This window comes from Streptomyces sp. NPDC040610, from assembly GCF_055594065.1.
Map to the genome: position 1 here is coordinate 150,895 of NZ_JBVIXA010000011.1, position 21,452 is coordinate 172,346.

At 71.7% G+C, this 21,452-nt stretch carries 18 protein-coding genes; 9 read left to right on the plus strand and 9 right to left on the minus strand.

Annotation, left to right across the window (positions count from 1 at the left end; translation table 11 throughout):
• Positions 1-6 precede the first annotated feature (6 nt).
• Together ACZ6AA_RS31540 and ybaK are read left to right on the plus strand one after the other, a co-directional pair.
• The gene (locus ACZ6AA_RS31540) at positions 7-747 is read left to right on the plus strand and encodes an LON peptidase substrate-binding domain-containing protein (RefSeq protein WP_468448992.1); all 741 of its coding nucleotides are present in this window, start codon (positions 7-9) and stop codon (positions 745-747) included.
• A gap of 50 nt (positions 748-797) precedes the next feature.
• Complete coding sequence (gene ybaK, locus ACZ6AA_RS31545; protein WP_468448994.1) at positions 798-1,298, plus strand: Cys-tRNA(Pro) deacylase; 501 nt, start codon at positions 798-800, stop codon at positions 1,296-1,298.
• 339 nt (positions 1,299-1,637) lie between these two features.
• Here ybaK and ACZ6AA_RS31550 read toward each other — a convergent pair whose 3' ends face one another.
• From ACZ6AA_RS31550 to ACZ6AA_RS31565, 4 genes are all read right to left on the minus strand, one after another.
• Positions 1,638-2,342, minus strand: a complete 705-nt coding sequence (locus tag ACZ6AA_RS31550) for a DUF2567 domain-containing protein (RefSeq protein ID WP_468448996.1) — start codon at positions 2,340-2,342, stop codon at positions 1,638-1,640.
• Between the two features lie 55 nt (positions 2,343-2,397).
• On the minus strand, positions 2,398-3,219 hold the full coding sequence (locus tag ACZ6AA_RS31555) for an ABC transporter permease (protein ID WP_468448998.1): 822 nt from the start codon (positions 3,217-3,219) through the stop codon (positions 2,398-2,400).
• A gap of 97 nt (positions 3,220-3,316) precedes the next feature.
• Positions 3,317-4,354: an ABC transporter ATP-binding protein gene (locus ACZ6AA_RS31560; RefSeq protein ID WP_468449000.1), complete on the minus strand. Its 1,038-nt coding sequence runs from the start codon at positions 4,352-4,354 to the stop codon at positions 3,317-3,319.
• Positions 4,355-4,460: 106 nt separating this feature from the next.
• The gene (locus ACZ6AA_RS31565) at positions 4,461-5,675 is read right to left on the minus strand and encodes an NYN domain-containing protein (RefSeq protein WP_468449002.1); all 1,215 of its coding nucleotides are present in this window, start codon (positions 5,673-5,675) and stop codon (positions 4,461-4,463) included.
• A gap of 333 nt (positions 5,676-6,008) precedes the next feature.
• Between ACZ6AA_RS31565 and ACZ6AA_RS31570 the strand changes: the two genes are divergently transcribed.
• The gene (locus ACZ6AA_RS31570; RefSeq protein ID WP_468449004.1) at positions 6,009-6,179 is read left to right on the plus strand and encodes a hypothetical protein; all 171 of its coding nucleotides are present in this window, start codon (positions 6,009-6,011) and stop codon (positions 6,177-6,179) included.
• A 99-nt stretch (positions 6,180-6,278) separates the two neighbouring features.
• Here ACZ6AA_RS31570 and dnaE read toward each other — a convergent pair whose 3' ends face one another.
• Positions 6,279-9,818: a DNA polymerase III subunit alpha gene (dnaE, locus tag ACZ6AA_RS31575; RefSeq protein WP_468449006.1), complete on the minus strand. Its 3,540-nt coding sequence runs from the start codon at positions 9,816-9,818 to the stop codon at positions 6,279-6,281.
• A 159-nt stretch (positions 9,819-9,977) separates the two neighbouring features.
• Here dnaE and ACZ6AA_RS31580 point away from each other — a divergent pair, with 159 nt between their 5' ends.
• The 5 genes from ACZ6AA_RS31580 (at position 9,978) to ACZ6AA_RS31600 (ending at position 16,436) form a co-directional block, all read left to right on the plus strand.
• Positions 9,978-11,306, plus strand: coding sequence for a DUF2252 domain-containing protein (locus ACZ6AA_RS31580; RefSeq protein WP_468449008.1), 1,329 nt, complete (start codon positions 9,978-9,980; stop codon positions 11,304-11,306).
• Positions 11,307-11,378: 72 nt separating this feature from the next.
• Complete coding sequence (locus ACZ6AA_RS31585; RefSeq protein ID WP_468449010.1) at positions 11,379-12,065, plus strand: hypothetical protein; 687 nt, start codon at positions 11,379-11,381, stop codon at positions 12,063-12,065.
• A 40-nt stretch (positions 12,066-12,105) separates the two neighbouring features.
• Entirely contained in the window at positions 12,106-12,924 is an 819-nt protein-coding gene (locus tag ACZ6AA_RS31590) for a thioredoxin domain-containing protein (RefSeq protein WP_468449012.1), read from the plus strand.
• Between the two features lie 104 nt (positions 12,925-13,028).
• Positions 13,029-14,723: an alkaline phosphatase D family protein gene (locus ACZ6AA_RS31595; RefSeq protein ID WP_471461698.1), complete on the plus strand. Its 1,695-nt coding sequence runs from the start codon at positions 13,029-13,031 to the stop codon at positions 14,721-14,723.
• A gap of 54 nt (positions 14,724-14,777) precedes the next feature.
• On the plus strand, positions 14,778-16,436 hold the full coding sequence (locus tag ACZ6AA_RS31600) for a serine/threonine-protein kinase (protein WP_471461701.1): 1,659 nt from the start codon (positions 14,778-14,780) through the stop codon (positions 16,434-16,436).
• Between the two features lie 7 nt (positions 16,437-16,443).
• Here ACZ6AA_RS31600 and ACZ6AA_RS31605 read toward each other — a convergent pair whose 3' ends face one another.
• Positions 16,444-17,013, minus strand: a complete 570-nt coding sequence (locus ACZ6AA_RS31605) for a dienelactone hydrolase family protein (protein ID WP_468449018.1) — start codon at positions 17,011-17,013, stop codon at positions 16,444-16,446.
• Between the two features lie 30 nt (positions 17,014-17,043).
• Between ACZ6AA_RS31605 and ACZ6AA_RS31610 the strand changes: the two genes are divergently transcribed.
• Complete coding sequence (locus ACZ6AA_RS31610; RefSeq protein ID WP_468449019.1) at positions 17,044-18,135, plus strand: mechanosensitive ion channel family protein; 1,092 nt, start codon at positions 17,044-17,046, stop codon at positions 18,133-18,135.
• Positions 18,136-18,198: 63 nt separating this feature from the next.
• Here the strand turns inward: ACZ6AA_RS31610 and ACZ6AA_RS31615 are convergent, their stop codons facing one another.
• The 3 genes from ACZ6AA_RS31615 to ACZ6AA_RS31625 form a co-directional block, all read right to left on the minus strand.
• Positions 18,199-19,785 carry a Na+/H+ antiporter gene (locus ACZ6AA_RS31615; protein ID WP_468450114.1) on the minus strand — a complete coding sequence of 529 codons (1,587 nt, stop codon included), beginning with the start codon at positions 19,783-19,785 and terminating at the stop codon, positions 18,199-18,201.
• Positions 19,786-20,014: 229 nt separating this feature from the next.
• Positions 20,015-20,488: a GNAT family N-acetyltransferase gene (locus ACZ6AA_RS31620; RefSeq protein WP_468449021.1), complete on the minus strand. Its 474-nt coding sequence runs from the start codon at positions 20,486-20,488 to the stop codon at positions 20,015-20,017.
• Positions 20,485-21,426, minus strand: coding sequence for an RluA family pseudouridine synthase (locus tag ACZ6AA_RS31625; protein ID WP_468449023.1), 942 nt, complete (start codon positions 21,424-21,426; stop codon positions 20,485-20,487). The genes ACZ6AA_RS31620 and ACZ6AA_RS31625 overlap by 4 nt, the downstream gene beginning before the upstream one ends.
• Positions 21,427-21,452 lie beyond the last annotated feature (26 nt).

The following is a 21,452-nucleotide window of genomic DNA, read 5'->3' on the forward strand; positions in this document are numbered from 1 at the left end:
CGGATCGTGACGACCGTCCGGCTTCCGCTCTTCCCGCTCAACTCGGTGCTGTTCCCGGGGCTCGTACTGCCCCTGAACGTCTTCGAGGAGCGCTATCGCGCCATGATGCGCGAACTCCTGAAGGTTCCCGACGACGAGCAGCGGCAGTTCGCGGTCGTGGCGATCCGTGACGGCCGGGAAGTGGCGCCCAGCGCGCCGGGCCTGCCCGACCAGACCGCGCAGCCCGAGCAGGGCCCCGGCGCGGGCTTCGGCGACGACCCGCTGAAGGCGTTCCACGAGGTGGGCTGCGTCGCGGACGCGGCGACCATCCGGGAGCGCGAGGACGGCGGCTTCGAGGTCCTCGCCACCGGCACCACCCGGGTGCGGCTGCGCTCGGTGGACGCCTCCGGGCCCTACCTCGTCGGCGAGCTCGAACCGCTCCAGGAGGAGCCCGGCGAGGAGGCGGGCGCGCTCGCCGAGGGTGTGCTGCGCGCCTTCCGCTCGTACCAGAAGCGGCTCGCGGGCGCCCGCGAGCGGTCCCTGTCGACCACCGCGGAACTCCCCGACGAGCCGTCGGTCGTGTCCTACCTGGTCGCGGCGGCCGCCGTCCTCGACACCCCCACCAAGCAGGAACTCCTCGAAGCCCCCGACACGGCCGCCCGGCTGCGCGCCGAGCTGAAATTGCTGCGCGCCGAGACCGCCATCATCCGTAACCTGCCGTCGTTGCCCGCGACGGAGCTGACGCGCGGCACGACCAGCCTCAACTGAGGCGCGGCCGGAACCCCTCACGTACGAACCCGCGGAAGTTGGCGAGCAGCGTGGCGAAGAAGCAGAAGAAGACGCAGGCCGGTGGCACCCCCGCCACGGTCGCCCTCACCGCGGCGGGCACCGCCTTCACCGTGCACTCCTACGACCACGACCCCGCCCACCCCTCGTACGGCCAGGAGGCCGCCGAGGCCATGGGCGTCTCCCCCGACCGCGTCTTCAAGACCCTGGTCGCCGACGTCGACGGGGAGCTGACCGTGGCGGTCGTCCCGGTCGCGGGCACCCTCGATCTGAAGGCCCTCGCCACGGCGGTCGGCGGCAAGCGGGCCACGATGGCGGATCCGGTGGCGGCCGAGCGCACCACCGGTTACGTACGCGGGGGTATCTCGCCCCTCGGCCAGCGCAAACGCCTGCGTACCGTCCTGGACGAGTCGGCCTCCGGCCACCCCACGATCTGCGTCTCGGCCGGGCGCCGCGGGCTCGAGGTCGAGCTCTCCCCCGGCGATCTCGCCGCTCTCACCGGTGCGGTGCTCGCCCCGATCGGGCGTGCGTGACCCCTCGACGGGGGGCCGGTCCTCGACTAGGACCACACCCATGTCGAAGAAAACACGCAAGCGGAAGTGGCGGACCAGGAAGGGCAAGTCCAACCATGGCCGCCGCCCGGCGTAGAGGCGACCGGGGGTGACCTTCCCCAACCCCGCCCCTTCCCGAAACCGGGGCTCCGCCCCGGACCCCGTTGTCGGCGCTCCGCGCCTCGTCCTCAATCGCCGGACGGGCTGGATCAGGTGCTGCTGTCGTATTTCAGCCCCTCCGGCGTTTGAGGAGCGGGGGTCTGGGGGCGGAGCCCCCAGTTTCGGGAAGGGGCGGGGTTGGGGAGCCCCCGGCAGGGCCCCCTACCGCTCAGGCGCTCCGTACCCGTCCCGGTACGAACCCTCGTACGACGAGAACGGCTCCGGATCCCGGGGCCCGAACAACCCCGTGAGCACCAGCTGAAAGACCATCGCAGCAACGGGCCACGCAAGCAGCACCCCCTTGGCCTTCAACTCCATGGGCGCGTCGAAGACAACCCCCACCCCCACAGCCTCCGCGTGCGCCGCCACATCCGTCTCGGGCCCGACCCAGACACCCACCTTCCAGGCGAGCACGGCCCCGAGCAGCCCGCCCGCGGCGAGCCCGACGACGAGCGGAATGCCGCCGCGCCGCCGCAGGAGGAAGACGACGACCGCGCTGACGAGGCCGAAGGCGAGGCCGAGGAGAGTGAACGTTCCGTCGACGCCGATGGCCTGCTCGCCCTCGGTGTCCTTGAGGTAGACGGCCGTCTTGTCGGCGATGAGCGGCACGGTGGGCGCGAGCCACAGCCACAGCAACCCGAGCAGCACTCCGCTGGCCGCGACCGCGACCATGATCACTACGGCGTCCCGTACGTCGGCCTTCAGGTCGGTCGGCACGGGGAATTCGCCCTCCTCGTGCGCCGCCTCGGCCGCGTACCCCGAGGACCGCGCGGGTTCCCGCCAGGGGTTGTCGGGGCCGGAGGAGTCGGCGTCGCTGTCTTCGGGGCGGTCGTGCGGCGGTTGGGAGGGTGTCAGCGGTGCGGTCACGCACACATGGTGCCAGCTCCGCCTGAGAACCGCGCCACCGGACGGCGGATCGGCGTCAGCGGACGGCGGCCCGCCGGTAGGCCCAGGTGGCGACGGCCAGGGAGGCGACGCCGACGCCCGCGCAGACGCCGAGATCGAGCGCGACGGCACCCCAGTCGGGGTCGGCCCCGAAGGTCCGGGCGAGGGCCTCCACGCCGTACGTGGAGGGCAGCAGATCGCGGGCGTACTGCAGGAACTCGGGCATCCGCTCGGCCGGGAGCACCCCGAGCAGGAGCGCGGCGGACATGCCCATCTGCCCGAGCAGGGTGGCGAGTTCGGGCCGCGGCGCGAGCAGCCCGAGGGCGGCGCCGAGCCCGGCGAGGGCGGCGCCGGAGAGCGGGATCACGGCGGCGAGCACCCACAGGTGCGTCAGCGGCAGGCCGAAGAGCCCGCAGCCGACGACGGCCGTGACGACGGTACCGGGCACGGTGAAGGAGGCGTACGCGGCGGCGGCGCCGAGGACGACGGCGGCGGGCGGCACGGGCAGCGTGGCGTAGTGGTCGAGGCCGCCGTCGCCGCGGAGCTGGCCGAAGTACTGGGCGAGCAGGTTCAGCGCGACGAACGCGACCACGAGGACGGAGGACCCGGCGACGACGGCGTGGGCCTCGCCGCCGCCGTCCACGACGCCCCGCATCAGGATCATGATGCCGACGGACTGGAAGGTGGCGACGAAGAGCAGCGGGATGCGCGCGACGCGGGCCCGCGACAGCTGTGCCCGGTAGACGGCCCCCAGGGCCGGCAGGAGCCGCGCCCGGGCCCCGAGCGGCGCGACGGGGTCCGTCACCTCCGCGGCGCGGTCCTCGGCACGCACGACGGCTTCCAGGGGAACGGCACTCAACGGACAACCTTCCTACCGACTGGCCTGACTACTGCGCGCCGCACGGGCGCCCCCGCACGGTCCCGGGCGCCGAGCAGCGCCCTCGGGCGCACCGGGCTCACGCCTTCACCAGCCCGTCCCCGCCCCGCCCGCCCAGGGCGAGATACACATCTTCCAGGCTGGGCGTGGCCAGCGTGAAGTCGTCAAGGGCGGCGAAGGCGCCGCCGCCGGTGACCGCCGCGACGGCCGCCCGCGCCTCCTCGGGCGCGAGCCGCAGCGTCCACTTGCGCCCGGACTCGACCGCCGAGGACCGCAGCGCGGCGACCTCGGGCACGTCGATGGGCGCCCGCTCGCGCCAGACGAGTTCCACCCTGACCTCCCCGGCGACCTGCTCCTTGAGCCCGGCGGGCGTGTCGCAGGCGATGACCCGGCCGTGGTCGAGCACGGCGACGCGGTCGAGCACGGTCTCGGCCTCGATGACGTTGTGGGTGACGAGCAGGACGGTGGTGCCGCGCTCGGCCCGGCGCCGGTCGACGGCGCCCCACACGGCGCGCCGCGCCACCGGGTCCATGCCGGTCGTCGGCTCGTCGAGCACGAGCAGCCGCCGCTCCCCCACCAGGGCGGTGGCGAAGCAGGCGAGCCTGCGCTGGCCGCCGGAGAGCTTCTTCAGGGGCCGCGAGGCGAGGGCGGTGAGCCCCAGCTCCTCCAGGACGTCGTCGCGCTCTGCCCGCGCGCGGGCGGTCTCGAGGCCGCGCAGGCGCGCGGTCGTCTCGACGGCGAGGGAGACGGTCAGCTCGTCCAGGGCGGTGGACTCCTGGCCCAGATAGGCGAGGAGCCGGGCGGCACGCTCCGGGTGGCGCACGATGTCGTGGCCGAGGACGTGGACGCTGCCACTGTCGGGCCGCATCAGCCCGGTCAGCTGGCGCACGAGGGTGGACTTGCCGGCGCCGTTGGGTCCGAGGAGGCCGAAGATCTCGCCGCGGCCGACCTCGATGCCGAGGCCGTCGCTGGCCCGGACCTCGGGCGTGGCGGGCCTGCCGCGCCTGCCCCGGGCGGCGGGATAGACCTTGACCAGGTCACGCACGACGCAGACGGCATCGCTGCCGTGCCCCTGCCGGAGCCCCTGTCGGACTGCCTGTGCCGCGCGCGTACTCACGAAGGACGAGGGTACGGGGTCCTGTGTCCGGTATGGCGCGCGGGGCGGCTCTCGCGCCCCCTGTCCCCACCGAGGAGGGGACCCGCGCCGCCCGCCGGAACGGCCCTCACTCCCCCGCCGGAGCGTGCTCGGCGGCGGTCCGTACGTCGATCTCGCGCCAGAAGCCCGCCCGGATCGCGTACCGGTCGTGCTCGTCGATCTGGTCGTCCTTGTGGGCGAGCAGCCCGAACCTGGCGGCGTAGCGCAGCAGCTCGCCGTCGATGCGGTGCGGGATGCGCGGGTACATCGCGCCGAGCTTCTGGAGGTTGTGCTGCTCGGGCAGGCGCCCCATCCAGCGCCGGGCGAAGACCTGGCCGACCTCGTAGGGGTCGCCACCGACGGTGGTGATGTCCTCCTCCCGGTCGGCCCAGCGCTGCTCGGCCGTGGTGAGCTGGGCGAGGGTGGGCAGCGCCGCGGCCTCCGGGGGCTCGGCGGGGGTGCCGGGGCGGTCCACCCAGCCCCTGTCGGACGACCAGCGCAGGGTCGCGTTCGCCGGTTCCTTGGGGTCCTTGACGCCGGGGGCGCGCAGGGCCGCGAGGTCCTTGGGGGTGGGCACGCCCTTCGTGGCCGGATTCCGGTCCCCGTTCTCCTGGACGCGGGGCGGCGCGGCGGGGTGCGGGGCGGCGGTGGCCTGCTCGGGGCTCGCGGTGAGCGCGGACTCGGGCAGCGGGGCGGAGAGGATCGCGGCGATCTCGGGGCGGGGGGCGGGCGGCGGGGCGCAGACGCCGGTCAGTTCCTTGGCGCGGACGGCCTTGGTGATCCAGACGCGGTCGAGGACGCGCCGCTCGTCGGCCTCGGCGACCAGGTCCTCGGACTGGTTGTAGTCGCCGTCGGCGGCCTGCACGGCCCAGAGGTGGACGGCGACGCCGTGTTCCTTGGCGGCCATCATGCCGGGCAGCAGATCGCCGTCGCCGGTGACGAGCACGACGTCGGAGCAGGCGCGGTTGCGGGCCAGCTCGGTCAGCTCGGCGTGCATGGCGGCGTCCACGCCCTTCTGCGCCCAGCGGCCGTCGCTGCGGGTCAGGGCGCCCAGGCGGACGGTGACGCGGGGCATCACACGGAGCCTGCGGTGCTCCGGTTGGGGTACGCGGTCGGGGGCGCCGTCGAACCAGTAGATCCGCAGCAGCGGGCGCTCCGTGTCGGACTCGGCGCGCTCGCGCAGACCCTGGATGAGGGCGGTGTGGTCGACGGTGATCCTGGACCGGGACGGCTCTCCCGCGAGGAGGCTCGCGGCGGCTCCCAGCAGATACCCGGCGTCCACCAGGACGATGCAGCGGTCCACGCCATCCACCCTCTTTCCTGGAAGATTCCTGAAGGTGCCCGAAGATCCCACAGATCCCGGCCAGGGATCCGGCGATTTCGCGGATCGGGAGCTCCCGCGGATCCTGGAGGTCACTTCGGGTTTCCTTCGAGTCTGCCCGACCTCGCGGAGGTTAACGGCCCGAACTCGATCTTCGGCGTGGCGTATCCGCCCGAACGCGTTGCGTGGCCCCTTTCGAGTGCCTCCGCGAGTCCCCCTATGACGCACGGTAATTATCCAAAATGCGCCTTTTGCAGACCTATGTGAGTCTGGTCGCGTCCTGGCCCCTCGATCACCCTCAGGAGGAAGATCACCATGGCCAAGAACAAGAACCGCGATCGCAACCAGAAGGCCGCCGCCCAGGCCGAGCGCGGTCAGCAGCAGGCCCAGCAGTCCGCCATGGAGGCACAGGCCAAGTCCGCGGCCGAGGCGAACCCCGGCGATGTCGCCCGTAAGCACCGCGAGCGCCGCTTCGGCCACAACTGACGCCCGCACAGGCACACATGAGGGGCGCACCCGGTCCGGGTGCGCCCCTTGGCCATGCGATTGCCGCCGTGCGCGTCGCCCGCGCCGCTCGCGGTGGGGTCAGCCCGCCAGGCAGGACGGGCCGAGCAGCACCTTGAGGTCGCCGAAGAGCGCCGGATCGGGCTTCACGCGGTGCCGGTCGAGCCGGAGCACGGTGGTCTTCTGCGCGCCCTGGAGCTTGATCCGCACCTCGCTGTTGCCCCGGTGGTGGCTGAGGATCTCGCCGAGGCGCGTGACCATCGGCGGGCTCACCTTCACGGTCGGGATGGTGATGAGGACGGGGGCGTTGGTCCCGGCGTTCGACAGGTCGGGGACCTGCATCTCCATGGCGACGAGGCGGGGGACGTCCTCACGCTTGTCGAGGCGGCCCTTGACGAACACCACGGCGTCCTCGACGAGTTGCGTGGACACCAGCTGGTACGTCGCCGGGAAGAACATGCACTCGATGGAGCCCGCCAGGTCCTCGACCGTGGCGATCGCCCACGCGTTGCCCTGCTTGGTCATCTTGCGCTGCAGCCCGGAGATGATCCCGCCGATGGTGACGACCGCGCCGTCGGAGAAGTCGCCACCGGTCAGCTGCCCGATGCCCGCGTCCGCCTTGTCGGAGAGCACGTGCTCCAGGCCGAACAGCGGATGGTCGGAGACGTACAGACCCAGCATCTCCCGCTCCTGGGCGAGCAGATAGGTCTTGTCCCACTCGTCGGTGGAGAACTCCACGTCCAGGCCGAACCCGGGCTCGTCGGAGTCGTCATCGCCCATCCCGCCGAAGAGGTCGAACTGCCCCTCGGCCTCCTTGCGCTTGACCGCCACCACGTTGTCGATCATCGGCTCGTACTGCGCGGTCAGACCCTTGCGGGTGTGCCCCATCGTGTCGAACGCGCCCGCCTTGATCAGCGACTCCGTCGTGCGCTTGTTGCACGCGGCCGCCTCCACCTTGTCCAGGTAGTCCGGGAACGAGGCGAACTTCCCCTTCGCCTTCCGCGACCGGATGATCGACTCGACCACGTTCGTGCCGACGTTGCGCACCGCCTCCAGGCCGAACAGGATCACGTCGTCACCCTGCGCCGCGAAGTTGTGCACCGACTCGTTCACGTTCGGCGGCAGCACCTTGATGCCCATGCGGCGGCACTCGTTCAGATACACCGCCGACTTGTCCTTGTCGTCCTTCACCGACGTCAGGAGCGCCGCCATGTACTCGGCCGGGTAATTCGCCTTCAGGTACGCGGTCCAGTAGGTGACCAGGCCGTACGCGGACGAGTGCGCCTTGTTGAACGCGTATCCGGCGAAGGGCACCAGGACGTCCCACAGGGCCTGGATCGCGGCGTCCGAATAGCCCTTGTTCTTGGCGCCCGCCTGGAAGAGGACGAAGTTCTTCTCCAGCTCCTCGGGCTTCTTCTTGCCCATCACGCGGCGCAGGATGTCGGCCTCGCCGAGGGAGTAACCGGCGATGATCTGCGCGGCCTTCTGCACCTGCTCCTGGTACACGATCAGGCCGTAGGTGAGGCCCAGGGTCTCCTTCAGGGGCTCTTCGAGCTCCGGGTGGATCGGAGTGATCTCCTGGCGGCCGTTCTTGCGCTCGGCGTAGTTCGTGTGCGAGTTCATTCCCATCGGGCCCGGCCGGTACAGGGCCGAGACGGCGGAAATGTCCTCGAAGTTGTCGGGCTGCATCTGGCGCAGCAGCGAGCGCATGGGGCCGCCGTCGAACTGGAAGACGCCGAGGGTGTCACCGCGGCAGAGCAGTTCGAAGGTTTTGGGGTCGTCCAGCGGAAGGCTGAGCATCTCCAGGTCGACGCCCTTGTTGGCCTTCACCATCTTGACGGCGTCGTCCATGATCGTGAGGTTGCGCAGGCCCAGGAAGTCCATCTTCAGGAGGCCGAGCGACTCGCACTGCGGGTAGTCCCACTGCGTGATGGTGACGCCGTCGGTGTGCCGCACCCAGATCGGGGCGTGGTCCACGATCGGCTCGCTGGACATGATCACGCCGGCCGCGTGCACACCCATCTGCCGGACCAGGCCCTCCACGCCCTTGGCGGTGTCGATGACCTTCTTGACGTCCGGCTCGTTCTCGTACATCCCCCGGATCTCGCCCGCCTCGCTGTAGCGCGGGTGGGTGGGGTTGGTGATGCCGTCGAGGTCGATGCCCTTGCCGAGGACGTCGGCGGGCATGGCCTTGGTGAGCCGGTCGCCCATGGCGTAGGGGTAGCCGAGGACGCGCGCGGAGTCCTTGATGGCGTTCTTCGCCTTGATCTTTCCGTACGTACCGATCATGGCGACCTTGTCCTCGCCGTACTTCTCGGTCACGTACCTGATCACTTCGACGCGCCGACGCTCGTCGAAGTCGATGTCGACGTCGGGCATGGAGACGCGCTCGGGGTTGAGGAACCGCTCGAAGATCAGTCCGTGCGTGATCGGGTCGAGGTCGGTGATGCCCATGGCGTACGCGACGATCGATCCTGCCGCGGAGCCTCGGCCGGGGCCGACCGCGATGCCGTTGTTCTTGGCCCACATGATGAAGTCGGCGACCACGAGGAAGTACCCCGGGAACCCCATCTGGATGATGATGTCCATCTCGTACTCGGCCTGCTTCTGGCGGTCCTCGGGGACGCCGCCCGGGTAGCGGCGGTTCATGCCGACCCGGACCTCCTCCTGGAACCAGGTGACCTCGGTGAAGCCGTCGGGGATGTCGAACTTCGGCATGAGGTCGCGCTTCTCGAACATGCCGGTCGTGTCGATCTGCTCCGCCACCAGGAGCGTGTTCGCACACCCCTCCTGCCAGGCGTCGGAGGAATCGACGGCGTACATCTCGTCCGTCGACTTCAGGTAATAACCCGTCCCGTCGAAACGGAAACGATCCGGATCCGACAGGTTCTTGCCCGTCTGAATGCACAGCAACGCGTCATGCGCCGTCGCCTCGTGCGCATAGGTGTAATGCGAGTCATTCGTCACCAGCGGCGGAATACCGAGCTTCTTGCCGACCCGGAGCAGATCCTCACGGACCCGGCGCTCGATATCGATTCCGTGGTCCATCAGCTCCAGGAAATACCGGTCCTTGCCGAAAATGTCCTGGTACTCCGAAGCCGCCTTCACCGCCTCGTCGAACTGCCCCAGACGCAACCGCGTCTGCAGCTCACCCGAAGGACACCCGGTCGAGGCGATCAGCCCCTCCGACCACTGGGAGATCGTCTCCTTGTCCATCCGGGGCCACTTCTGCAGCCAGCCCTCGGCATACGCGTCCGAGGACAGCCGGAACAGATTGTGCAGGCCCGTCTGGTTCGCCGCCCAGATCGTCTTGTGCGTATAACCACCCGAACCCGACACGTCGTCGCGCTTCTGGTGCGGCTGGCCCCACTGGATCTTCCGCTTGTTGCGCCGCGACTCCGGCGCCACATACGCCTCGATCCCGATGATCGGCGTCACCCCCGCCTTCTTCGCCGAATGGAAGAAGTCGTACGCCCCGTGCAGATTCCCGTGGTCGGACATCGCGATATGCGTCATGCCCATCTCATTGCACGCGTTGAACATGTCCTTCAGCCGCGCGGCACCGTCCAGCAGCGAGTACTGGGTGTGAACGTGCAGGTGCGTGAAGGGCGGCTTCGACACGACGTTGGCCTCCGGGGGAACTCTGCGGGTGGCGTGGGTGGACAGCGTGGAAGTCTAGTCCGGCTCACTGACAGCGGGCGGGCACTCGGGAGTACGGTCGGGCGTTGAGAAGAGGGCGGACGACCGTCCCCCATGTGATGCACCAGGAGGCACCCCGCGATGTCGGTCCCGCAGCCCACCGCCGACCAGCGCGGCGAGGAGATCCTCGCCGTCTTCGACACCGCGTTCGGCGAGCTGCTCGCCGCCGACCCCGCCGCGTTCCGGGTGAAGTTCCGGAAGATGGCGGCCTCGGCCTTCGCGTTCTACCGCGGCACGGCGTGCCTCTTCTACCACGACCTGGGCCGCGACCAGCACGCCGGTCCCTACGTGGACGACCGCACCGGCCGGGTCTGGATCCACGGCGACCTGCACGCCGAGAACTTCGGCACGTACATGGACTCCCAGGGCCGCCTGATCTTCAACGTCAACGACTTCGACGAGGCGTACGTGGGCCCCTTCACCTGGGACCTGAAGCGCCTCGCGGCCTCCCTGGCCCTGATCGGGTACACGAAGGCGCTGAGCGACGAGCAGATCACGTCCCTGGTGCGGACGTACGCCGCGGCGTACCGCGAGCGCGTCCACGACCTGGCGACGGGCGCCAAGAGCGACGAGGTGCCGCCCTTCACCCTCGACACGGCCCAGGGCCCCCTCCTGGACGCCCTGCGCGCCGCCCGCTCCCTGACCCGCTTCGAGCTCCTGGACTCGATGACGGAGATCCGTGACTTCGAGCGCCGCTTCGCGCCGGGCGGCGGCTCCATCGAGCTCGACGCGGCGACGCGGTACAAGGTCCTCGCGGCCTTCGACGGCTATCTGGAGACGCTGCCCGAGTCCTCCCTGTCCCGCCCCGACTCGTATCGGGTGAAGGACGTCGTGGGCCGCCGCGGCATCGGCATCGGCTCGGCCGGACTGCCGTCGTACAACATCCTCCTGGAGGGCAACAGCGACGCCCTGGAGAACGACGTCGTCATCTACCTGAAGCAGGCCCAGACCCCGGCCGTCTCCCGGCACATCACGGACGCCGCGGTCCGCGGCTACTTCCAGCACGAGGGCCACCGCACGGTCATCTCGCAGCGCGCCCTCCAGGCGCACGCCGACCCCTGGCTCGGCTGGACCGAGCTGGACGGCGCGGGCCAGCTCGTCGCCGAGGTCTCGCCGTACGCGGTCGACCTGGACTGGTCGGACATCGACGACCTGGACGAGATCTCCTCCGTGGTGGCCGACCTGGGTCGGGCCACGGCGACCATGCACGCGGCCGCAGACGACGAGAGCGGCCACTCGGAGCTGGTGCCGTTCTCCACGGAGCGGGCCATCGACGCCGCCATCGCGGCCGACGAGGGCGGCTTCGGCGACCTCCTGGTGGACTTCGCGCACAGCTACGGCGCACGGGCCCGCGCGGACCACCAGATCTTCGTGGACCTGTTCCGCAACGGCCGGATCCCGGGGCTGTAGCGGGCCGCCATGGCATTCACAGGGACCCTTTAGGGGTCTCTTATGACGGCTCATGGCACACTCGCTTGCGCGATGGACATATCCGGGACCCAGATCAGAGTGGTGCGTGCGGCACTGTTCACGGCACTCGTCGTGATGCTGTCCGCCGCGTCGCACATTCTGCTGTCCCGGGCCCCGCTGCCGCTCACGACCTGCCTCGCCGTCACGGCCGGCGTGTACGTCATCGCGTATGCCCTGGCCGGGCGCGAGCGCGGGTTCAGCCGCATCGCCGCCCTGCTGATCCCGCTGGAGCTGGCCGCCGACACCGTCTTCACCTCGGGCCAGCACGTCTGCTACGGCCAGTCGGGCGGCCCCGTCACGGGCCCGCTGCGGTCCTTCGGCGTGGACGTGCTGTGCGGCGGCGGCAGCGTCGGCACCCCACTGGCGCGGATGGCGGGCGGCGAGAGCCACGGCGCCGCCGCCCTGCTCGCCGACGGCGGCCCGGCCACGGCCTGGCTGCTGCTCGGCGCGCACATCGGCGTCGGGCTGCTCGCGGCGGCCTGGCTCGGGCGCATGGAGCGGGCCGTGGCGGGGCTCCTCCGGGCCGCGGCCGCGGCGACGTTCCGGCCGCTGCTGCTCGCGGTCGCCGCGGTGACCCGGCGGATCGAGCCGGTGCGCCGGCTGCCGCGCCCCGCCCGCCGGACGCCGGTCGTCCGCACCCGGCTGCTCGTGCACTGCGTGGGACGGCGTGGACCGCCGTGCTCGGCCCTCTTCGCCTGAGCACAGCCGACCAGCCACGCCACACCCACGGAGAACCACCATGAGCAAGCGCAACAGCCAGGCCGCGAAGCAGGCCGCCCGCGAGCGGATCCGCGCCCAGCAGGAAGCCGAGCGCAAGCGCGAGAAGCGCAAGCGGTCGATCATCGTCGGCACGTCCATCGTCGGCGTCCTCGCCCTCGCGGGCGGCGTCTCGTACGCCGTCATGCAGAGCAACAAGCCCGACTACTGGGACGACGCCAAGGACGCGAAGCTCGTCAAGCCCGCGAACACCTCGGGCAAGGACGGCACGACCGTCGTCGTCGGCAAGGCCAGTGCCAAGAAGACCCTGAAGGTCTACGAGGACCCGCGCTGCCCGATCTGCGCGAGCTTCGAGCAGACCGTCGGCCCGACGGTCGAGAAGGACCTCAAGGACGGCAAGTACAAGGTCCAGTTCGTCGGCGCCACCTTCCTCGACCGGAACATCCCGGGCGAGGGCTCCCGCAACGCGATGAGCGCGCTCGGCGCCGCCCTGAACGTCTCCCCGGACGCGTTCCTCGCCTACAAGAAGGCGCTGTACTCGGCGGACAACCACCCGAGCGAGCAGGACGACAAGTTCAAGGACGACTCCTACCTGCTGAAGGTCGCCAACGAGGTGCCCGCGCTGAAGAAGAGCGCGGCCTTCAAGAAGGCGGTCAAGGACGGGACGTACGACCGCTGGGCCCTGGCCATGGGGCAGGCGTTCCAGGACGACAAGGACGGGGTCGAGGGCACCCCCGCGTTCGTCATGAACGGCAAGCAGCTCAAGGGCGCCGACGGCAAGAACGCGCCGATGTCGGTCGAGGACTTCAACAAGGCCGTCGACGCCGAGCTGAAGGCCTGATCCAGGAGTTATCACGCAAGCGCAGTAGGCGTGTTGCGGAAGAGCGGGCGAACTTTCGGTGGTCGCCCGCTCTTCGCTGTTACCGGTCCGTAGGGTTGCCCCTCGTGACCAGTCGAAGAGACAACTTCCTTACGCCCGCTGAGGGTCCCGGCACACCGTCCGCCGCCCTCACGCCGCGCCGCCGCACCGTCGTCAAGGCCGCGGCGGCCACCGCCGTCCTCGCGGCCCCGCTCGCGGCGGCCGCCTCGGCCCGCGCCGCCGACGGCCCCGCCTTCCTGCACGGTGTCGCCTCCGGTGACCCGCTGCCCGACGGCGTCCTGCTGTGGACGCGGATCACCCCGACGCCCGAGGCGGTGCCCGGGTCCGGCAAGGGCCCGGACGTCGAGGTGCGTTGGGAGGTGGCCGAGGACAAGGGCTTCAGCAAGGTCGTGGGCCACGGCTCGACCACCGCGAAGGCCGCGGGCGACCACACGGTCAAGGCCGATGTAAGGGGCCTGCGCCAGGCGACCACCTATTACTACCGCTTCTCCATAGGCAACGATGCGCCGGTGCACTCCCCCGTGGGCCGCACCCGCACCGCCCCCGCCCACGAGGCCGCCGCGCCCGGCGTCCGCTTCGGCGTCGTGTCGTGCTCCAACTGGGAGGCCGGGTACTTCTCCGCGTACCGCCATCTCGCCGCCCGCACCGAACTCGACGCGGTCCTGCACCTCGGCGACTACCTGTACGAGTACGCGTCCGGCGGCTTCGCCTCCTCCGGCGACGTCGTGCGCGAGCACCAGCCGAAGCACGAGATCCTCACCCTCGCCGACTACCGGACCCGGCACGGCGCCCACAAGACCGACGCCGACGCGCAGGCCATGCACGCCACGCACCCGGTCATCGCGATCTGGGACGACCACGAGGTCGCCAACGACGCCTGGTCGGGCGGCGCGGAGAACCACAGCCCGGAGACCGAGGGCCCCTGGGCCGCGCGCGTGGCCGCCGCCAAGCAGGCCTACTTCGAGTGGATGCCGGTGCGCCCGGCCACCGAGGGCACCGTCTACCGCAGGCTGCGCTTCGGCAAGCTCGCCGACCTGCACCTGCTCGACCTGCGCTCGTTCCGCTCGAAGCAGGCGGGGGTGGGCAGCGGCGACGTCGACTCGCCGGACCGCACGATCGCGGGCCGCGCCCAACTCGACTGGCTGAAGGCGGGCCTGGCCGCGTCGGACGCCGCGTGGAAGCTGGTCGGCACGTCGGTGATGATCTCGCCGGTCGCGTTCGGCTCACTGCCCGCGTACCTCCTGAAGCCGCTCGCGAAGCTGCTCGGCCTGCCCGAGGGCGGTCTCGCCGTCAACACCGACCAGTGGGACGGCTACACCCACGACCGCAAGGAACTCATCGGACACCTGCGGGACAAGGGCATCCGGAACACCGTCTTCCTGACCGGTGACATCCACATGGCATGGGCCAACGACGTGCCGGTGACCGCCGCCACGTACCCGGCGTCGCCGTCCGCGGCCACGGAGTTCGTCGTCACGTCCGTGACGTCCGACAACGTCGACGACCTCCTGAACGTCCCGCCGCAGACCCTGTCCCTGGTCGGCGTCGCCGCGGTCAAGGCCGCCAACCGCCATGTGAAGTGGCTGGACATGGACTCCCACGGGTACGGCGTCCTGGACGTCACCGCGGAGCGCTCGCAGATGGACTACTACATCGTCTCCGACCGCTCGGACCCCAGGGCGACGTCGTCGTGGGCGCGTTCGTACCGCACGCTCACCGGCACCCAGAAGGTCGAGCGGGTGCATTCGCCGGTGCGCTGACAAGCCCGGTGAAGTGGGCCGACAGCCGCCCGTCGACCCCCTACGCTGTCGGCCATGAGCGGCCAGGGGGACGTACTCGACGGGCGCTTCGAGCTGCTGCGGCGGCTCGGCAGCGGAGGCATGGGCACGGTGTGGCGGGCCCGCGACACCGTGCTGCACCGCGAGGTGGCGCTGAAGGAGGTCCGGCCGCCGGGCCCCGAGCCCGCCGACGACACCTCGCGGCTGCTGCGGGAGCGGGTGCTGCGCGAGGCCCGCGCCCTGGCCCGGCTCAACCATCCGCATGTCGTGACGATCCACCACATCGTCGATGTCGAGCCGCACCCGTGGCTGGTGATGGAGCTGCTCTCGGGCCGCACCCTCCAGGACTTCCTGGAGGAGCGCACCCTGCCGCCGCGGGAGGCGGCCCGCATGGGCCGGGAAGTCCTCTCCGCGCTGCGGGCCGCCCACGCGGCGGGCATCCTGCACCGCGACATCAAGCCCGCCAACATCCTGCTCCGCGAGCCCTCCCCCGCCCGCCCCGACGAGGTGCCGCCCGTCGTCCTCACCGACTTCGGCATCGCCGCCCTCCAGGGCTCCACGCAGCTCACCGCCACCGGCGAGCTGATCGGCTCGCCCGAGTACATCGCGCCGGAACGAGTCCGCGGCACCGGCGAGGGCCCGGCCGCCGACCTGTGGTCACTGGGTCTGGTCCTGTACGTGGCCGTGGAGGGCGTGAGTCCGCTGCGCCGTGCGTCCACCCTCGCCACACTGGCCGCGGTGCTCGACGAGCCGGTGCCGCCGCCGGTGCGCTCCGGCCCGCTCGCCCCGGTCCTGGAGGCGCTGCTGGTACGGGACCCGGCGCTGCGGCCCGACGTGGAGCGCCTGGACGCGATGCTCTCGGCGGTCGCCGACGGGATCGCGTGGCAGCCCACCCAGACGGCGCCCCGCCCGTCCGCACCGCCCACGCACAGCGCGCCGCACCCGCCCGCGCCACCCACCGCGCCACCACCCGGCGTCCCGGACCACACCCGTCCGCAGCCCGCGCCCGACCCGTCTCCCGGCCTCACGCCCCGGGCCGACCACCAGGGCACCGCCCGGCGCCGCACGCCCCTGCTCGCCGCCGCGATGGTGGCCCTCGTGCTGGTGGCGGGCGTGGCCCTGGCGTTCGCGCTGCGCGACGGCGGAGGCGGCGGGAACGGCGGGGCGACGGCGGGCAAGGGCGGCGGCCGGACCGGCGGGGCGGCCTCCGAGGGTTCGCGTACGACGGGACCGGACGGGCGGCCCACCGACGCGGCGAGCACCGGGCCGAGCCAGGGCCCGGCGTCCCCCGCCTCCTCGGCACCGACCGCGCCGACCGCACCGACCACGCCCGCCACACCCGCCACGTCGTCCGCGCCGCCCGATGCGGGGCGCTGGATCGCCCAGCTGCACTCCGAGCCGGGCTCGTCGTCCGCCGCGACCCGCGACCGCAAACTCGCCGCCGTCCGCAGGACCGTCCCACAGGCCCAGTACCTGCGCAGCGACGACTATGCCTCGCTGCGCCCGGGGTACTGGGTGTTCTACGCGCCGGGCCCGTTCCCGAACGGCCAGGCGGCGCTGCGGTTCTGCGCGGAGCACGGCCGCACCTCGGACACCACCTGCGTGGGGCGCTATCTCAGCGACGAGGCCACGGACCTCGGCCTGCAGTGCAAGCCGCCCGCGAGCAGGCCGGTGGGCCGCTGCGTGCGGAGCTGAGGCGGGACTACAGGCTCTCCAGGAACCCCAGCGCCGTGCGCCACGTCGCCTCCGCCGCCTCGGCGTCGTAGTCGTCCAGGTCCGGGTCGGTGTACAGGTGCCCGGCGCCCGCGTACCGGTAGACCTCCACGTCGGCGCCCGCGCGGCCCATCTGGAGGTACCAGGCGCTGAGCCAGTCGTCCGTCTCGAACGCGTCGGGCTCGGCGACGTGCAGCTGCACGGGGAGCTCGTCCACGGACGCGTTCTCCGCGATGTCCGACGTGCCGTGCAGGAGCAGCAGGCCACGCGCCTTGGCGTCGCCGAGGGCGAGGGTCTGCGCGGTGGCGGCGCCGAGCGAGAAGCCCGCGTAGACGAGGCCCCGGTCGGAGTAGGGCGCGGCGGCCAGGACCGCGCGCTTGAGCAGCTCGTCGTTGCCGAGCTCGTCCTTGAAGGCCAGCCCTTCCTCGACGCTCTCGAAGGTGCGGCCGTCGAAGAGGTCCGGGGTCCACACCTCGTGCCCGGCCGCGCGCAGCCGGTCGGCCGCCGCCCGCACCGCGGGCCGCAGCCCGTACGTCGAATGGAAAAGCATGATGTTCATGGGGCCATCGTGCCACCTACCCTCGGAGGCATGGAGAACGTGCTGCGTCCATTGATCGTGGTCGGCGGCTCGGTCGTGCTCACGCTCGCGGTCGGCTGGGTGGCCGACTGGGCGTTGCGCCGAGCCGCCGACCGACGGCCCGAACAGCCGCTGTGGGAGCTGCTGCGCCGCTGCCGACTGCCGTTGCAACTGGTGCTGTGCGCGGCGATGCTGCGCGGGTCCTACGCCCAGGCGAAGATCGCCGAGGGGCATTCGGTGGCCATCGGCAGAGCGCTCACGCTGGTCCTCATCGCCTCGGTGGCCTGGCTCGCGGTGCGCATCTCGGCGGCCGTGGTGGAGTCCTCGTACGCGCGCTACGCCTCCGCGCACCGCGACCCGGCGCGGGTCCGGCGGGTGCGCACGCAGGTCACGCTGATCCAGCGCGTGGTCGCGGCGGTCGTCGGCGTGGTGGCCGTCGCCGCGATGCTGCTCACGTTCCCCGCCATGCAGGCGGCCGGGGCCTCGCTGCTCGCGTCGGCGGGCATCCTCGGCATCGTCGCGGGCGTGGCCGCGCAGTCCACGCTCGCCAACCTCTTCGCGGGGCTGCAGATCGCCTTCGGCGACATGGTGCGGATAGGGGACACGGTGGTGGTGGACGGCGAGTGGGGTGTCGTCGACGAGATCACGCTGACGTTCCTGACGGTGCGGACCTGGGACGAGCGCCGGATCACTATGCCGGTGTCGTACTTCACGTCGAAGCCGTTCGAGAACTGGTCCCGCGGCGGCGCCCAGATGACCGGCACCGTCTTCCTGCAGCTCGACCACAGCGCCCCGATGGCGGCGATGCGCGAGAAGCTGCACGAGATCCTGCGCGAGTGCGGCGCCTGGGACGGCCGCGACTGGGGTCTCGCGGTCACGGACACGACGCCGAACACCGTGCAGGTGCGGGCCCTGGTCACGGCCAAGGACGCCGACGACATCTGGACGGTGCGCGTCACGGTCCGCGAGCAGCTCGTGGCCTGGCTGACCGAGCACCATCCGTACGCGCTGCCCCGGGTCAACACGGCCTGGGCGGTGGAGCCGCCGAACGGCGACCATCCGCATCCGGTGACTCCGCACGTGCCGCGGACGGGGCGGGGCTGAGGCATCGGCGGGGGCGGGGCTGAGGGCTGCCCCCGGGGCCTTCGCGGCGCCAGGGCCCGTGCGTCAGCGCAGGCTGCGTACGTCCAGGTGGTGCAGCACCCGGTCCACGATCTCCGGGTCGTAGCCGGGTTCGCTGCGCGCGGCGAGGACCTCGTGGCGGGCGGCCGACATCATCTCGCGCTGGATGCGCTGGACGGCCTTGAACCGGTCGACGCGGGTGGCGTACCGCTCGCGCCGCTCGTCGTCCAGGATGTCGGGGCTGATCCGGGCGCCGATGTCGAAGGCGCCGCGCAGCAGCCGCTCGGCGACCTCCTCGGGCAGCTCCTCGACCTCCTCGATCTCCTTCAGGCGCGCCTTGGCGGCCTTCGCGGCGCGCACGGCGAGCTCGCGCTCCAGGGCCCGCTCGGCATCGGTGTCGGCGCGTACGCCGAGCTTCCTGACCAGCCACGGCAGGGTCAGGCCCTGGGCGATCAGGGTCGCGATGATCACGCAGAAGGCGATGAAGATGATCTCTTCACGGGCGGGGAACGGAGCCCCGTCGTCCGTCTTGAGCGGAATGGCGAGGGCCAGCGCGACCGACGCGACGCCGCGCATGCCGGACCACCACATGACGACGGTCTCGCGCCAGCTGGTCGGGATCTCCTCGTCGTAGTCACGGCGCTTGTGCAGCCGCTTGGCCAGCCAGGTGGCGGGCAGCAGCCACATCAGCCGTACGCCGACGACGACCGCCACGATGGCGGCGCCCCAGCCGACCATCTCCCACTCGCGCCCGTCGGCCGTACCGAAGACGTTGTGCAGTTCGAGGCCGATGAGCCCGAACGCGACGCCGGTGACGAGGGTGTCGACGATCTCCCAGAAGGACTGCCCGGTGATCCGGCCGAGCACGTCGTCGGCGTCGGTGGCGTTCTCGGCGAGGTAGAGGGCCGTGGTCAGGACCGCGAGGACGCCGGAGCCGAGGAGTTCCTCGGCGAGTACGTAGGCGACGAACGGCACCAGCAGCGTCAGGCCGGTCTGCAGGGTCGCGTCGCCAAGCAGGCCCATGAGCTTGTTGGAGAGCCAGCCGAGCGCGAGGCCGACGGCGACGGCGACGACGGCGGAGAGCACGAGCTGGCCGACGGCCGAGGGCCAGGAGAAGGTGCCGCTGACGGCGGCGGCGATGGCCACGTGGTACAGCACGATCGCGGTGACGTCGTTGAAGAGCCCCTCGCCCTCCAGGATCGACACCAGGCGGCGCGGCAGGCCGAGCGAACCGGCGACGGCGGTCGCGGCCACCGGGTCCGGCGGGGCGACGAGCGCGCCGAGCGCGACGGCCGCGGCGAGCGGCAGCCCCGGTACGACGGCGTTGGCCACGGCTGCGACGGCCGCCGTGGTCACGAACACGAGCGCCACGGCGAGCAGCAGGATGGGCCGGATGTTGGCCGCGAACTGCCGCCAGGACGTGCGCTGCACGGACGCGTAGAGCAGCGGCGGCAGGACCAGCGGGAGGATCAGCTCAGGCGCGATCTCGACGTTCGGCACGAACGAGAGGAACGCGAGGACGCCCCCGAACAGCGTCATGAGCACCGGCGCGGGCAGCCCGATCCGGTCCCCCAACGGCACGGTGACCAGGGCCCCCAGCAACAGCAGGAGCAGCAACGCCAGTTGATCCACGGGATGCCCTCCGAGGGGTGAGGCCGACATGATCAGGACCTCAACCTTGCCACGGAGCACAACAATCGCCGCAAATCACCCATGCGACGCGGTGCGGTCACGCCCCGAAGGGGCGCCGGTCGCGCCGACGTGCGGCGGTACCGGAGCACCCCCAAGGGGCGCGGGGAACTGCGCGACCAGCCACGAGGAGCCCTCAGCCGGACTCCCACACGGCGTACCCCGCGAAACGCTAGCGCAGCGCCTTACGCATGGCTCGATGCGGAATCCCAGCGTCCGGAAACTCCGGCCCATACGCCACATACCCGAGCCGCTCGTAGAACCCGAGCGCATGCGTCTGCGCGTGCAGGTCGACAGCGCCGAGCCCGCGCTCACGGGCGGCGTCCTCGATGGCCCGCACCAGCTCCGCGCCGACGCCGAGCCCGCGCGCGGAGCGCAGCACGGCCAGCCTGCCCAGGGCCCCCACGGTGGCGTCCCCGCCGTTCTTGACGGCGGCCGCCGCGCCCGTGAGCAGCCGCCCCGTGCCGAGCGGCGCCCCGTCCTCGGCCCGCACGGCGAGCACGTGCACGGCCCCGCCGTCGTACTCGTCGTACTCAAGGTCCTCCGGCACCCCCTGCTCGGCGACGAAGACCTCCTTGCGCACGCCGAAGCACGCGTCCAGGTCCTCCTGCCCCACCGCGACCCGGCAGGCCACCGGCCCGCTCACTCGCTCTCCGCCCGCACCCGGTCGAGCGCCAGCTGCAGGTCGTCGGGGTAGTCGCTCGCGAACTCGGCCCACTGTCCGTCCCCGGGGTGCTCGAAGCCGAGCCGCACGGCGTGCAGCCACTGGCGGGTGAGCCCGAGGCGCTTGGCGAGCGTGGGGTCGGCGCCGTAGGTCAGGTCGCCCACGCAGGGATGCCGGTGCGCCGACATGTGCACCCGGATCTGGTGGGTCCGGCCGGTCTCCAGCTTGATGTCGAGCAGGGAGGCCGCGCGGAAGGCCTCCATGAGGTCGTAGTGCGTGACGGAGGGCTTGCCCTCGGCCGTGACCGCCCACTTGTAGTCGTGGTTGGGGTGGCGGCCGATGGGGGCGTCGATGGTGCCGCTCATCGGGTCGGGGTGGCCCTGCACCAGGGCGTGGTAGCGCTTGTCGACCGTGCGCTCCTTGAACTGGCGCTTCAGCGAGGTGTACGCCCGCTCCGACTTGGCGACGACCATCAGGCCGGACGTGCCGACGTCCAGGCGGTGCACGATGCCCTGGCGCTCGGCGGCACCGGACGTCGAGATGCGGTACCCGGCGGCGGCGAGGCCGCCGATCACGGTGGTGCCGGTCCAGCCGGGGCTCGGGTGCGCGGCGACGCCGACGGGCTTGACGATCACGACGATGTCCTCGTCGTCGTGCACGATCTCCATGCCCTCGACGGGCTCGGCGACGATCTGCACCGGAGCGGGAGCCTGCGGCATCTCCACTTCCAGCCAGGCGCCGCCGTGCACCCGCTCGGACTTGCCGACCACCGAGCCGTCGACCGCGACCTTCCCCGCCGCGGCGAGCTCGGCGGCCTTCGTGCGGGAGAAGCCGAACATGCGCGAGATGGCGGCGTCGACGCGCTCGCCCTCCAGGCCGTCGGGTACGGGCAGGGTACGGATCTCGGGAATCGTGCTCACCCCACGAGTATGCAGGAGGGCTACGA

Coding starts and splice junctions, on each gene's coding strand:
- ACZ6AA_RS31580 (WP_468449008.1), top strand. CDS start 9,978: ATGTCGGTCCCGCAGCCCACCGCCGACCAGCGCGGCGAGGAGATCCTC.
- ACZ6AA_RS31600 (WP_471461701.1), top strand. CDS start 14,778: ATGAGCGGCCAGGGGGACGTACTCGACGGGCGCTTCGAGCTGCTGCGG.
- ACZ6AA_RS31605 (WP_468449018.1), bottom strand. CDS start 17,013: ATGAACATCATGCTTTTCCATTCGACGTACGGGCTGCGGCCCGCGGTG.
- ACZ6AA_RS31585 (WP_468449010.1), top strand. CDS start 11,379: ATGGACATATCCGGGACCCAGATCAGAGTGGTGCGTGCGGCACTGTTC.
- ACZ6AA_RS31590 (WP_468449012.1), top strand. CDS start 12,106: ATGAGCAAGCGCAACAGCCAGGCCGCGAAGCAGGCCGCCCGCGAGCGG.
- ACZ6AA_RS31570 (WP_468449004.1), top strand. CDS start 6,009: ATGGCCAAGAACAAGAACCGCGATCGCAACCAGAAGGCCGCCGCCCAG.
- ACZ6AA_RS31610 (WP_468449019.1), top strand. CDS start 17,044: ATGGAGAACGTGCTGCGTCCATTGATCGTGGTCGGCGGCTCGGTCGTG.